We start from the raw sequence: 14,568 nt of genomic DNA, 5'->3' as shown, positions 1-14,568 counted from the left end.
TGCGTCAGTTATCCATGTTGATAGAAACACAGATGATCTAAAAGAACTCTTCAAGAAAAGGAATGTTATGAAACTCTATTACTCACCAGCTGCATGCTCCTTGGTCTCGCATATCATTTTACGTGAAACTGGCACAGCATTTGATTTACACAAGGTCGATCTTGCCAGCCACCAAACCACAGATGGACAAAGCTATTATGAAATTAACCCCAAGGGACAGGTACCTTTACTTGAGCTCGCTAACGGACAGCGTCTAAGCGAAGGTCCGATCATTGCACAATATCTTGCTGAACAAGCGCAAAACACCAGCCTTCTCCCGCCAACAAACACACTGCAACGTTATCGCGTATTAGAGTGGCAAAACTACATCACCTCAGAGTTACATAAATCATTTTCGATTTTGTTTCATCCAGTCATCGACACAGTCAATAAGGATATCGTCCGCAATGGCTTACGCAAAAAAATGGAATGGGTATCGGCACAACTAAAAGACAACAGTTACCTGACTGGCGAGCAATTCACAATCGCAGATGCCTATTTATTTGTGGTGTGTGGCTGGGCTCAATTTGTCGATATCAAGCTGGCAGATCTAGCTCCGTTACAACATTTCCTAGATACAGTCAAACAACGTCCTCATGTAAGTGCTGCCCTTCAGGCTGAGGGTTTGAGATAAATAGTCGATATTCAGCAAACGCGGTTTCTTTCAATCCCACTAAACCAATCTTTATGCAACTGGAGTCAACATGCCGTATGTACTGATACAAGTTACCGATGAAAACGTCAGCGTCGCCCAAAAAACTGCTCTCATCCATGGTGCAACCGAGTTACTGGTTAACATCCTGAATAAAGATCCGGCCACTACATTTGTCGTTATTGAGGAAGTCCACACAGACAACTGGGGGGTAGGCGGCATTCCGGTCACTGAGCTTAGAAAGAAGCCGAATTGATTGTGAGGCACATATGCAAACAGCACACATAGCACACACAGCGATCATCCAATGCCTTAACGATTATTTTGATGCACTGTATTTTTGCGATACAGATAAACTAAAGGCGGTGTTTCATCCAGCGGCTAATTATTACTGCGCTACCAGCGGAAGCTTACTGCATCTGGATATGGAAAAGTACTTTCCGATAGTCGCACAGCGCATCTCACCCGCCAGCCGTGATGAGGCAAGACATGATCGCATCATCAGTATCACAACCGCAGGCCACGCCACTGCTGTCGCGCATGTGGAATGTGCAATTGCAGAAAAGTTTTATAGTGATTTTTTGAGTTTAATTTTTTTAGATGAACGTTGGCAAATTATCGCCAAAGTATTTCATTATGAAATCATCGGGCTCGAAAAAAACTAACTCAATGCAATCATTAAAGCACCCGATAAGCCAGACGATCCAAACGCACACGGCTTAGACGTCCGAGTAATTGACGTACTTTGGGGGGATAGTCTGCCAATTTTTCTAAATCACGATAATGTTGAATTTGGCTAGTATGCTGCATGATGCTAGCCAGTTCCGCTTGACGTTGTGGCAGTAACTCTGCTTGCGGGTCGGTCAATAGCAAAGCGTTTTCCAAATCAAGACGAAACGCCCGTGGATTTAAATTGTTTCCGGTCACTAGCGTATACAAATCATCGATCCATATACCCTTCAAATGGTAGGTATTTTCGACATCCTTCCACAAACAAATTTGCAAACGGTGCGTATCAATATCGGCTTGATGTTTCTTGGCGAAGCGACGCAAATTCATTTCATACAAGTATGGTAGACAGGCAATCGCTTTGAATCCTTGTTCAGGCGGGATATAAAAATCATTCGCAGTTTTATCACCGATGATGATGCGTACTTTCACACCGCGCTTGAGTGCGCGATTAACTTCTCGCGTAATGGCGATAGGAAAATTGAAATAAGGTGTGCAGATAATAATTTCCGATTGCGCGGCAGCGAGTAAATGACAAATCTGACGATTCAGAAAATTGTTTTTACCGACACCCACTAAGCTCGTCACATTCAGTTGCTGACCTGCTTTCACCGTCGTATCACCCGGAAGCACATACGGAGCCGATTTCAATTGCTCGCGTAGATTTCTGATATCAGCGCGGATCGCGCGCGTGGCTGGCAGTGTTTTTTGATCTAAACGATGAACCGCAGTAGACGACAAAAAGTATTGCTGCATCCAAGACAGCATGCTGTTCGCCAATGCGGCATGTTGAATCACCCAATACCGATCATGCCGATACTTGTCCGACTGCTGCAAATACACATTATTAATACTGGCACCACTGTAGATCACGCTATCATCAATCACGTAGCCTTTTAAATGCAAGACACCAAACAATTCGCGAGTTTGAATCGGCACACCGTAAATCGGAATGCTGGCATCATGCAAAGCACTTTGCGATTGATACCATGCTGCATTGCCAGCGACTTTACCTGGAATTTTTTGTTCTCCGATCAGCCCTCGCTGTGCTCGATGCCAATCGACAAAAACCGCGATTTCTAGTACTGGATTCGCCTGTTTTGCTGCGTATAAAGCATCCAATATTTGCTGCCCAGCTTCATCGTGTTGCAGGTAGAGGCTACATAAGTAAATTCTGTGTTTCGCCGCGGCGATACGCTCTAACAGACAGGCCTTAAAGTCTGCCGCATGCGTAAGAATTTGAATTGCGTCTGGCGATAAACTATGCGCCGGAAGATCGAGAAAGGTGCTACGAGGTTTAAAAAAACGCATGAATACCAGTATGCAAAATAGGAATGCCTGCCGCTAATCAAGCGACAGATTTAAGAGAAATTGCTTAATGCAAAAAGAGTTCAGAATATAAGAAACATCAGATGTGCCCGTGCAAAAAAAGTCAATCATGAGGCCTCTTGATTAACAATCTGGCTGCTGACGGATTCTGCGCATCTATCCCTAAACAAATCCGCTAAACGCTGTGCTATCGGATGACTGTCAGCAAAAGATGTATACACTTGCTCTGCCCATTGCCAGACCAATGCAATATATTCGTCTTCATCATGACTAGCATCAACATCAATGACTGTGATTGTGGAACGGTGAATCTCGTCGGGATCGATAATACGTTCATCAGGATGCAGTGTTTTGTAGGCATCTAAGACTTCATTCAACACATTAGTGAGATCGTAATTCCATTGAATTTGATCATGCAGTATTAAATGCAAACGCGCCAGATGAAAGTGATTATTCCAACGCCCATGTATTAGCGTGTGCTGTAAAGCGTGGGCATCAACACATAAGAAAATCGTCATATGTTGTATGCCTTTTTCCTGACTGATCTTATGCGTGATCTTCCCTGCTGTGGAAACGCATTCAGTAATGCCATGCAAAGTATCAGAACCACAAAGCTGGCATTGACCATCTTCGAGAATCTCTAAGTCATTTTTAGCTGCCTGCTCTAACCATTTTGGCATAATCGACCTCCGCTTTACATTCCCACGACGCACATCAACATTACATGGTCATCATAAAACAGGCAGCAAAATTAAACTAGCGTTGACGCTCTTTTTCCCACAAGATATCGCTACCACCAGCGTAACGATTTAATACGCGTGATAGGACAAACAACAAATCCGATAAACGGTTCATATATTGACGCGGCGCTTCATTGATTTGTTCCGCTTTTCCAACACTAACGATTGCTCGTTCAGCACGGCGACAGACTGTACGGCACACATGCGCCATCGATGCTGCGCGCGATCCACCTGGCAAAATGAAATCTTTTAATGGTGGTAAATCAGCATTGTATTTGGCAAGTAAGGCATCTAAACGCAATACTTGTGTCTCTGTAATCATGGTGTAACCAGGAATACACAATTCGCCGCCCATATCAAACAAATCATGCTGTATAGAAAATAGCTCCTGCTTCATCGCTTCAGGAATATCCTCACAAATCAATGCGCCGATGTGAGAATTTAATTCATCGACATCGCCCATGGCATGCACGCGCAAAGCATCTTTATCGATGCGAGAGCCATCACCTAATCCAGTCGTGCCAGCATCACCGGTGCGCGTGGCGATTTTTGAAAGTCTGTTGCCCATATGTTCACCTTATACAAAAATAGAAACGATCACCAAGAAGCAAGTACTCATGGCAATAAAAAAATGGCATTTTAACAGGCAAACTTTGACCGTCGTCAGATACCACTATCAGCGACGATGGTAATTGGCATTTTATACTTCGCTGTATGCAGAACAAGATACAGAACAAGAACGGATGCAAGCCATCAATTGCTTAAGCAATTGATCTTGTTGCGCCTGATTAGTATGTCCCATCAAACAAATTTGCAGTAAATTTCTCTTGACCAAATAGCCACTACGATAACTCAACAAGAAGCCTCGATCTGCCATCGCATCACCACAAGTGATCGACGAGACGCTAGGATCTAATTGCACAGTCAAAACCGCCGGGGAGCTTTCTCGCGCAGGGTTTAATAATTGAATTCCCGCATCCTGCAATTGAGTGCGCATATGTGCTGATGCAATTGCGATTTGATCATAGCGGTTGGTATCCAACAAACACAAAGCTTGGTGTAGCGCTGCCAGTAAATTAGAGGAATGCGTGAAAGGAACACCGCCCTGGGCACGGTAATAACCAAGATCTAGATAACGCGGAATTTGTTGATCGCTCTCGATCTCATGTGAATAAGCGACGACGGATAATCCAGGGTAGGCACCAATCGCTTTTCCACTCACGGTACTTGCAAGATAAGCGCGACTAGCATCGACCGGAACGCAAGCAACCGAACTGGTACAGTCAACACATAGTTTAATTTCCAATTCATCGCACAGCGCTTGAATTTCGCCAAGCGGATTTAAAATGCCACTAGAAGTTTCACAATGAGTCATCCATAACCATGCCGGATTATTCGCCTTGAGATAATCACGCAACTTACTGAGTTCAAAACTCCTGCCAAATTCAACATGAAACGTCGTAAAGCAAAGCGAAAATCGCTCGGCATGGTCGCATAATCGTTGTCCAAATTCGCCATTCACCAGAATCACGCCGGCACTAGCCAAACGCTTAATCTGCGCAGCAACAACATCGTTGGCCAAAGTTCCACTACCAAGGAAAATCTCGACCTCGCGCGTCGCCATTAATTGACTTAACTGTAGTTTTGTCGCGTGCAACAATTCTTGAAAATCTTCCGCCCTATGTGATATCGGCGCTTGCGCAAATGCAGCTTGCACCTGAGGGTGTATTTCCACTGGCCCAGGCAAAAAGCTCAATGACGTGGGAAAGTTGGACGCTTGCGTGGCAATTGTTTGTACGCAATCATTCTGCACACGATTGCGCTGTAAACGCTTTTGCATATGCAATGCGTTAGACAAGACTAAATACATGGGCTGATACATCGCACCGGGCTTACCAACTAAATCGGCAAATGGTGTAAATCCCATATTCGCATACAATTTTTTTTGCAACACCGTTGCTGATACCAATGCCAGCGTGAAGCCTTCTCGTAAACTGGTTTCCAAAACAAAGCGAAATAATTTCGCAAACACGCTAGTGTGACGATAAGCTGGTTCAACCGCTAGTAAGCGAATTTCGCAAATTTTTTGCTTTTCACCAGATGCTAATGCAGGTAAGAACTGATCCAGATTATCAATCTTTTTATCCAACGAAAAAGGACGTGCGGAACGTGCTGTTAACATGCCAACCAAGCGACCATCTTGCAAAGCGATGTAGTAGATATTTTCATCATGAAACTGATCCACTAAGCGACGCTCGGCATTTGCCGCGTGTTGTGGAATCTCCTCTACAAAAGTACGATAATTTAAACGGTGTATCTGTTCAAATTCATGTACTTGATCGGCGATCTTTAATTCAAATGCAGATTGTGTCATTGGCCTCACCTAGCTAAAAATCATAGGGTTAGAATTATTGAAAAAATTACCTACCGAACAAACGCAAAGATTTGGCGATTATTAAACCTTCGTCTAACCCTCATCCACATGATGGTCAAGGGTCATTTGAATATTTCGGCGATGCGCGAACAAGACGATGCCGCAACCGAGTCCAAGCAAAGCAACCGGCAGAATCAAGGAGCGCCAACTCGACGACAAGAATATCCATTGTTTTAGGAAAAATACGAATGGGATAAAAAATAGACAGAGATAAACTGCAATGTCGGGTTTCTGCCATTGCGTTAACAAGCGTAAAGTCAAACCTAACAACAAAAAGAGAATGACGCACACCACGAGTAATATCGGATCAAACGCCAGCAAGCCGCCGATCAAACATGCCAATCCTTTTCCTCCACGCCAAGCCATTTGCACTGGCCATACGTGACCCATAATCACGCTGCAAAGCACAAGCAATTCGAGTGTGAGTAAGTTGGCCTGATCACCAAACAATGACACCAGCTTAATCGCTACAAAGGCCTTTCCGCCGTCCCACAAAAATGCCACGATCGCATAGCTGAAGCCGAACTGGCGTAACAAATTTCGACTGCCCGCAGTACCGCTGCCAAGTGTCCGAATATCAACACGCGCCAACCATTTTGCCAGATAAAAACTAGCGTTCAGACACCCCAACAGATAGGCATTGATGATGAACGCAAGAACGATCATGGATATGAAGTGGTGAGAAAGTAGGACAAAGGAAATCAGCGGCTATGCTAAAGATTCCGGCATGGTAATTATGAATTATGTCGCAGAGTAGCGTGTAGCGACACGAGCGGTATCGACAAAGAAGCCATCAAACTGATTGCGGGTTGCGCTTTGCTAGCTCAAAAACAAGAACAAAAGCTAAACAGGCAAAACCAATGCCACTGTTAAACCGCCGCCCTCACGATTATTGAGCATAATACGGCCGCCATGTGCTTCGATAATTTCACGTGCCAATGCTAAGCCCAATCCGGTTCCATTACGTTTGGTGGAATAAAAAGGCACTAAAGCATTCGACATCACGGTATCGCTCATGCCGGCACCTTGGTCGCTCACTTCAATCCGAACACCGTCGACAATGTTCTTAATCTCCAAAGTCACGCCATCTGCGGGAGATCCCGATTCCATCGCATTCTTTAATAAATTGAGCAAGGCTTGTTCCATCTGTGCCAGATCAAAATGTGCAATGGCATCCGGCAAATCGCCCAACACACGAAAATGTAACTGCGACTGCAAGCGTTCAACAAATTCAGGCCAATGTGCGCTTTCTAAACGTGGCGCAGGCAATTTGGCGAAACGTGCATAGCCATGGATAAAACTTTCCAAATGCTGGGCGCGCTCTTCTATCGTCTTCATAATTTGCGGAAGGCGCTCATATTGACCGCGACTAATCAATGCACCAGCGGAGTTAGCGAGGGAGGCAACTGGGGCTAAAGAATTATTCAGTTCATGGCTAATCACGCGTATGACTTTTTTCCAAGTCTGTACCTCTTGACGGCGCAGCTCCACTGTCAAATGGCGAATTAATAGCAGCTCATGTTCTATTCCGTTCAAGATAAAATGACGACGTGACAAATGATAGATTTCATCTTCATCCGATTCATTAGCGATGGCCGCATCCAGTGGATCTGCTTGCTTACTGACTGTAAATAATCCATCCCCACCCTGTGCCATTGCTTCGCGCAAAGACGGTGATACTTGTTGCAGTATGGTTTCGAGGCTATTCCCCTCTAATTTTTTCCCATGATTGAGCAACTGTCTGGCGGTGATATTGCCGAATACGATATGTCCTCGCTGACCCAACAAGACCATGGCAACCGGGGTATTCTGCAGCATGCTATCTAGTAGCAATTCTCGCTGCACCAAATCCAATCGCTGCTCACGCAACACGCTGCCGAGTTCATTATGTGCATCGACCAAATCGGCTAATTCGTCATTGCGTTGCCAATTCAAACCAAATGAGAAATCACGATCTTGATAACTCAGCACGGTGCCACTCATCGCGCGAAACAATTCCAGCACCGGACGTAGCTGTGCTCGCACCAACATAATCGCGATAGGAATTAACAATAGCAAACAAGCGCCAACAATCAAGCTGGCATCGTTCGTGAAGAAATGCATCAAGCTCACTGCCAATGCTAAAGCACATACAGTGATCATGATGACCAACATGGATAAGCGTGCAGCTAGCGAACAACGCCAACCGCGTACGGGAAGTGATGGCGTACTTTTGGACTGGCTTTTAAGCTGGCTTGTAGTCTTACTTGTAGTCTTACTTGCAGGCGGCAGATTCATAAGATGAAGGCGTGAAAGAAGACAGATTATGCGATGTCGTCAGCGAATATTCAACTAATCAGTGTTTCGCACGAAGGCACTCATTACATCGACAATCTCACGATCGAGAGATATTCAAACGTTCCATACGACGATACAAAGCTTGGCGGCTTAAGCCCAATTCAGCTGCAGCTTGTGCAACAACACCTTTCGCCTTACTCAAAGCAGCTTCAATCGTCTCGCGATCTGGTTCCACATCATTGACAGGATTAACATGCATCGCTGCTGGCAAACCCAAATCCTGCACTTGTATTTCTTCGCCACTGGCTAATAAGCATGCTCGCTGCATCACATTTTTTAATTCACGTACATTGCCTGGCCATTGGTGCGCCAGCAAACTCGCCTGCGCGGCTAAGCTCAAGCATTTTCCCTCTTCCAAGAATTCTCGGGCAATCGGTAAAATATCATCAGGGCGCTCGGCGAGTGCAGGCAAATTTAACTGAATGACGTTAAGACGATAAAACAAGTCTTCGCGAAATTGCCCTGCGCGTATCATCGCCGATAGATCCGCATTCGTCGCGCTCAGCACCCGCACTTTGACTTGCCGTTCCCGATTTGAACCCAAACGTTCGAATCGCCCCGTCTCTAAAACGCGTAGTAACTTCACTTGGCCCGCCAAAGGTAAATTACCAATTTCATCTAAAAACAAAGTACCGCCATCTGCCGCCTCGAATTTGCCTTCACGCGCTTTACTTGCACCAGTGTACGCACCGGCCTCAGCACCGAACAACTCGGCTTCGATTAATTCAGATGGGATCGCACCGCAATTGAGTATCACGAATGGCCCATCTTTCACTTTTGAATTGGCTTGAATAATTTCTGCGATGCGCTCTTTGCCAGCGCCATTCGGACCGGTGATCAAAACTGAAACATCAGATTTTGCCACTTGACATGCCATCCCTAAGACCCGCTCTGTTAAAGCGTCTTGCCAGACATAATCACGCAAATCATATTTCGTTTCGAGCTCACGTTTCTGCTTGCGTTCACGTTGCACGCGCTGCTGCAAAGCGCGATTCACCTGTCCAAGTTCAATCAGATTTTTTACCGTGGCAATCAAACGTTGATCATTCCATGGCTTCGCCAAATAATCAGCCGCTCCCGCTTTAATCAAATCCACTGCCACATCTAAATGCGTCCAGGCAGTCAGTAAAATCACAGGCAAATCTGGATGCTGCGCACGAATTTTCTGAAACAAGGCAATCCCCTCTTCACCCGAAGTGGTGTCTTCGGTAAAGTTCATATCTTGTATCACCAAGTCAATTTTTTGTTCCTGCAAGATCGCTAATCCCTGTGCTGGCGATTCTGCACTCAGACTTTGAATATCGTGCAAAGACAGCAGAACATCCAAAGCGATGGCGATACTGGGATTGTCATCAATAATTAAAACGGTAGGCATGCTGATCCAGAAAAAAATGCGGCAATTGAAACTTGAGATTCGATTTTAAACAAAAACGAGGGAACGCGATCCATGTTTATCTGCACACGCTTAATACGAAATGCCGATATACAGCGAAGTACAGCGCTATGCCACAGTAATTAAACCCTACTGAAGATAATATGGATCACGAATGACATTTTAACTCACAGCTTACACGCCACGGGTTGCGGTTGCGGGCGAGATACTCGCTGCACGCCACGCAGGCGCATACACAGCAAGCACGCCCAAAATCCAAAATACGATTGGCGACAATAAGAGATAGCTAAACGGCAGCTTTGGCAATTCAAATTGGCTGACCAACACATAATTTAAACCCAAAGCCAAGGCGATACCAAACACAATACCGCTAGTCGTAATCAACCAATTCTCCGCAATAAAATAGGCCAGCACATCAATACGACGAGCACCTAAAGCACGACGAATACCAATTTGCTTGCGACGTTGAGCCACCCACAAAGTGCTCATACCGACAATACCGCTGGCAGTCACCACCACCAATAAAGCACTTACCGCGAGCAACATCCACGCCAAACCCTTTTCGCTGCGATAGCGATCATCACGGAATTTTTCCATACTTGTAGCTTTAACATACACCGGTGTAGCAGAAGCTTTACGCAGTGCTTCTTCCACTTCCTTCATGACTCGATCACGTTGTCCCGCTTCTGCACGTACCGCGTAGCCGTCCCAGATTTGTCCGGATAAACGCGCTGGCAACAAGGTTGTCATTTCACCTCGTTGACCAGGCTGAGCACCTGAGGTCTGTAGAGTCTCAACCACGCCCACGATAGTGACACCGTTGGCGTCGCTACCTGTTCCGAAAAAATATTCTTTGCCGACAAAGCTAGTCTGGCCTGGAAACAACTTCTCTCCCAGCGCTTTACTGATGATGACTTTTTTCACGAATTCTTTACTGATATTCGGGTTCAAATCAACAAAGTCATCGGCTTGAAAATCTTTGCCTTCTATCAAACGTAATTTCCAAGTTTTGACCAGCGAATCCGCAGATACATACATACCAGTGACTGCAGTAGGAACCTCTTGTTTCCGATCTACCGCTACCGAGGTATTGCTGCCGGAACGAGAGACTGGAAAAGAGCTAGTGCGCGCAACAGAGACGACTCCAGGCACAGCACGTATTGTGTCTGTCTCGCGCTTTTGCAATGCCACTTGATCTTCATGCCCACCTAGAATTTGATTCCTAATATTGACTCTAAAAACCTCAAGTTCGTCGGCAACGCCACTTGGACGAGCGGCAACTTCCAGACGTAAATTAACGATATAAATCGCATTGACAAGTATCGCCAAACTCAATGCGACCTGCATTGCTACCAACACTGGCCCCAACTTATTGCGCAACAATGCGGAAAAGATGGGGCGTAGTTCAAATAATATTTTCATGATTTTATGCTTCCCTCTTGATGACGCTTATTGCGATTTAAGTTGAATTGCCGGTGTGACCTGACAAGCGCGCCAAGTTGGCAACAAACCTGCCAATAAGGCCGCACTGACCGACATTAAGAAGGTCAAACCCAACATCGCCCAGTCCATGTGTGCGACTACCGCGAGCGCCTTCGATTGCAAAGCAATTAGCTGAAGTGCGCCCATCGCCAACAACACGCCTAACAAAGCACCCACCAAACCAACTACCCCCGTCTCAATCAAAAACTGCGTAAATATTTCTCTACGTGAAGCGCCCAGTGCACGTCTTACGCCGACCTCGGATGCTCGCACCGAGAATTTCGCCAACAATAAACCTATCGTGTTAACCAAACACAGCATCAAGAAACCAAATGCTAACCAAGCTGAGAGGCGGCTATCGTCACCAATCACGCGCATTTCAACCAAAAATTCACGCACATTAAATAGACGATTCTTTGCCTGACGTTGGAAGCGACCTAACTTAAATTGCTCCGCCACATAGCTGTCCAAATAGTTCTGCAAATCAGCACGTTGGCTTGGTGATTTCAATTCAAACCAAAAATGAAACCATGTGCATTCGGATTTCAATCTTCCTTCCCAACCAGGTTCGGAATTGCTGGTGCAGCCCATGTTGCCGGAGTGCGCCACTTCGCGACGTATGGCATTACTCAGAGGCAGTATGAAATCTGGCTCTTCGGTGAAGGCGCCTTCACGTCCATTGAAAATGTAGAATTTTGGTTTTGGTGCCCAATCGTCACTGACGCCGATCACCGTAAAATCACCTTTCAACATGCGGAGCTTTTGTCCTACAGGATTGACGGCACCAAAAAACTTTTCTGCCATTTTTTTGCTTAAGACAACGACATCAGCAGAATTTTTATCTTCCGACGCTTGCCACCCTTGTCCACTGACAAACGGAATCTCAAACATCGCAAAGGTATCCGCAGTCACGGCTAAGCCTTCCATAGAAATAGCACCCAAATCTTTTCGTGCTGGCTCTGCGGTTGCTTCAATGCCATACATCGCCGCACGACGTTCACCCTGCTTACTAAGCAGTAGATTACTGATATCTTTATAGGTAAATTGGTGATCATTCGGCTCATCACCTGGCGTATAGCCTTCCTTTTGTCCCGGATCGAGAATGGCAGTAAATAAGCGATCACTTTTTTGTGGAATTGGATCGCCAGACATGACGTGCAATATCGTCAAAGTTGAGACGCTGGCAGCAACACCAATTGCCAAAGTTAGTACCATTAAGGCCGTGAGTGCAGGATTGCGTCGTAGGCTTTTTAAGCCAAGTAGAAAATAGTATCGAAACATGATGGTTCCTATCTGACTTAGGCAATATGCAAATTAGTTTCAACATTGTGGTGCTCTACCACCAAGCTCGGTGTTTTACGCACCAGATCAGAAACCTGACCGTCGATGATATGAACATTACGTTGTGAACGTAGTGCTAATTCAGGATCATGGGTGACCATCAAAATCGTCGTGCCTCTGGCATTAATCTCTTCCAGCAATTCCATCACGCTACGCGCCATTTGTGTGTCCAGATTACCGGTTGGTTCATCGGCAAGTAGTAGTCGCGGGGAACCAGCCAAGGCACGCGCAATCGCCACACGTTGCTGCTGCCCGCCTGACAGCTCGGCGGGATAATGCTTCATGCGCGAAGCCAATCCCACTTGCGCTAAAGCGTCTTCGATCCGCTCTTTTCGCTCTTTTGCTGCAAAGCCACGATAGCGTAAAGGTACATCGACGTTATCAAACAAATTCAAATCAGGAATTAAATTAAAGCCCTGAAAAATAAATCCCAGCTTTTCATTACGCAAACGCGTGCGGGCGTTGTCGTTCATACCTGTCACGTTAACACCATCTAAAAAATACTCACCGCCGGTAAAATCTTCTAACAAACCAGCAATATTCAAGAAGGTGGTTTTGCCAGATCCTGAAGGCCCAGTCACAGTAACAAATTCGCCTTGCTTAACGTGAATTTCAAAGCCACGCAAAGCATGGGTTTCTATCATATGCGTGCGATAAACTTTGCTCAGATTTTTCATGTGTAACATGGTAGTTCCTTTATTTATTCAATTCGGTTGTAAAGATTAATTATTCAAAGAGACTTTTTCTGCGTTTTCAAACTGATCGGTACCAGCAACGACGACCTTATCGCCTAGCTTTAAACCATCTACAATTTCTACCGCAGAAATACTGGTCGCACCTAATTTAAATGGACGACGTACCGCGATATTATTTTCCACAACATAGACAAAACGACCGCCTTCGCTTTCCACAAAAGGACCACGCGCTAGCATCAATACATTCGGTTTTTCTTCAATCAATAAGCGTGCTGAAACGCGTTGACTTTGACGCAGACCAGACGGCTGAACACCATCAAAACGCACTCTCGCCAATACTTGGTTTTTCACCACCTCAGGTGACAAGGCGGATAATTTTCCTTTTGTGGTTACGCCATTGATCGTAATTTCTGCCGTCATACCCAAACCTAAATCAGCGACATAGGTCTCAGGGATTTCTAATTCCACTTCGAGTTGAGACAAATCGACCAAGGTCATTAACGCGGTGTTGGCGGCAACCACACTGCGGTTGGCAACAGATAAAGTACCTACCATGCCGTCTACTGGCGCTTTCAATTTAAGTTCTTCCACCTTACGTTTGGCATCATCACGCAGTAAGCGTTGCTGCTCTAACTGTGCCATACGCGTTTTTAGATTCAGATCCACATCTTCATTTTCTAAACCAGTCGCCGCTTCTGCGTGTTTCGCACGGATTTCCGCCGTCTTTAAAGCATCTTGAGCCCGCATATAGTCGATCTTAGAAATGACTCCTGACGGACCGGCTTTTTCGAAACGTTCATAAGTGCGCGCCGCGGTGACACGTTCTATTTCTGCCTGATCAGCATCACGACGTGCAATCAGTTTTTGTTTGCGTGCGAGGATTTTTTGACGGGCGACTTCGGCTTCCAGTTGATCGTAAATCGCTTGCTCACGCTTGAGCAAACTGGTCAGATCTGGCGATTCCAGTTCGGCGACGATATCGCCCTTTTTCACCATGTCGCCGGCTTTGACTTTTAAAGTCACCGTACTAGATGCGGTGGAATATAAGGTGGGACTGATCGCTGCAACCATGCGGCCATTGACAGCGACATCGCGCACCAAGGTACCACGAGTAACTTGTGCTACTTTAATGCGCGCGCTGCTAATCGACTTGGAACTATTGCCATAAGCACGTAAGAGGACAAAACAAATGATCAAGAAAGCGATAGCGCATAAGCTGATTATCCATATTTTTTTTCGACGCCATACTGGTGGCGCTGCAATCATTGCGTCTTGACCTGAGGTATCTCGAATCATGTGGTTCCTGCCTAAAGTTAATCGAATGTTTAACTCTTTAGCAGGAAGCGTGCCACAGGAAAATTTCGCTCTAAGGCATTGATTTATATAGATTTAGCGGT

14 protein-coding genes are annotated in these 14,568 nt (G+C 45.6%); 3 read left to right on the top strand and 11 right to left on the bottom strand.

What is annotated here, in order from left to right:
• Positions 1-67 precede the first annotated feature (67 nt).
• The 3 genes from gstA to H8K33_RS14365 all read left to right on the top strand — a co-directional run bounded on the left by gstA (position 68) and on the right by H8K33_RS14365 (position 1,356).
• Positions 68-673 (top strand): glutathione transferase GstA, encoded by a 606-nt coding sequence (gene gstA, locus H8K33_RS14375; RefSeq protein ID WP_186891743.1) that lies wholly within the window; start codon positions 68-70, stop codon positions 671-673.
• Between the two features lie 70 nt (positions 674-743).
• Entirely contained in the window at positions 744-947 is a 204-nt protein-coding gene (locus H8K33_RS14370) for a tautomerase family protein (RefSeq protein ID WP_186891742.1), read from the top strand.
• 13 nt (positions 948-960) lie between these two features.
• Entirely contained in the window at positions 961-1,356 is a 396-nt protein-coding gene (locus tag H8K33_RS14365; RefSeq protein WP_186891741.1) for a nuclear transport factor 2 family protein, read from the top strand.
• 13 nt (positions 1,357-1,369) lie between these two features.
• Here H8K33_RS14365 and pssA read toward each other — a convergent pair whose 3' ends face one another.
• The 11 genes from pssA to H8K33_RS14310 all read right to left on the bottom strand — a co-directional run bounded on the left by pssA (position 1,370) and on the right by H8K33_RS14310 (position 14,467).
• Positions 1,370-2,731: a CDP-diacylglycerol--serine O-phosphatidyltransferase gene (gene pssA / locus H8K33_RS14360; RefSeq protein WP_186891740.1), complete on the bottom strand. Its 1,362-nt coding sequence runs from the start codon at positions 2,729-2,731 to the stop codon at positions 1,370-1,372.
• Between the two features lie 125 nt (positions 2,732-2,856).
• Positions 2,857-3,429, bottom strand: a complete 573-nt coding sequence (locus H8K33_RS14355; RefSeq protein WP_186891739.1) for a DUF5946 family protein — start codon at positions 3,427-3,429, stop codon at positions 2,857-2,859.
• A 76-nt stretch (positions 3,430-3,505) separates the two neighbouring features.
• On the bottom strand, positions 3,506-4,057 hold the full coding sequence (locus tag H8K33_RS14350) for a cob(I)yrinic acid a,c-diamide adenosyltransferase (protein WP_186891738.1): 552 nt from the start codon (positions 4,055-4,057) through the stop codon (positions 3,506-3,508).
• Positions 4,058-4,189: 132 nt separating this feature from the next.
• Positions 4,190-5,863 carry an aminotransferase class V-fold PLP-dependent enzyme gene (locus tag H8K33_RS14345; protein WP_186891737.1) on the bottom strand — a complete coding sequence of 558 codons (1,674 nt, stop codon included), beginning with the start codon at positions 5,861-5,863 and terminating at the stop codon, positions 4,190-4,192.
• Between the two features lie 93 nt (positions 5,864-5,956).
• On the bottom strand, positions 5,957-6,589 hold the full coding sequence (locus H8K33_RS14340) for a glycerol-3-phosphate acyltransferase (RefSeq protein ID WP_186891736.1): 633 nt from the start codon (positions 6,587-6,589) through the stop codon (positions 5,957-5,959).
• Between the two features lie 177 nt (positions 6,590-6,766).
• Positions 6,767-8,200, bottom strand: a complete 1,434-nt coding sequence (locus H8K33_RS14335; RefSeq protein WP_186891735.1) for a sensor histidine kinase — start codon at positions 8,198-8,200, stop codon at positions 6,767-6,769.
• A gap of 97 nt (positions 8,201-8,297) precedes the next feature.
• The gene (locus H8K33_RS14330) at positions 8,298-9,635 is read right to left on the bottom strand and encodes a sigma-54-dependent transcriptional regulator (RefSeq protein ID WP_186891734.1); all 1,338 of its coding nucleotides are present in this window, start codon (positions 9,633-9,635) and stop codon (positions 8,298-8,300) included.
• Between the two features lie 192 nt (positions 9,636-9,827).
• Entirely contained in the window at positions 9,828-11,075 is a 1,248-nt protein-coding gene (locus H8K33_RS14325; protein ID WP_186891733.1) for an ABC transporter permease, read from the bottom strand.
• 27 nt (positions 11,076-11,102) lie between these two features.
• Positions 11,103-12,416 (bottom strand): ABC transporter permease, encoded by a 1,314-nt coding sequence (locus tag H8K33_RS14320; protein ID WP_186891732.1) that lies wholly within the window; start codon positions 12,414-12,416, stop codon positions 11,103-11,105.
• 17 nt (positions 12,417-12,433) lie between these two features.
• The gene (locus H8K33_RS14315; RefSeq protein ID WP_186891731.1) at positions 12,434-13,162 is read right to left on the bottom strand and encodes an ABC transporter ATP-binding protein; all 729 of its coding nucleotides are present in this window, start codon (positions 13,160-13,162) and stop codon (positions 12,434-12,436) included.
• Between the two features lie 36 nt (positions 13,163-13,198).
• Entirely contained in the window at positions 13,199-14,467 is a 1,269-nt protein-coding gene (locus H8K33_RS14310) for an efflux RND transporter periplasmic adaptor subunit (protein ID WP_186891730.1), read from the bottom strand.
• Positions 14,468-14,568 lie beyond the last annotated feature (101 nt).

This window comes from Affinundibacterium amnicola (genome assembly GCF_014284275.1).
Taxonomy (GTDB): Bacteria; Pseudomonadota; Gammaproteobacteria; order Burkholderiales; family Burkholderiaceae_D; genus Undibacterium; species Undibacterium amnicola.
This window is presented reverse-complemented; position numbering and strand designations above follow the sequence as displayed.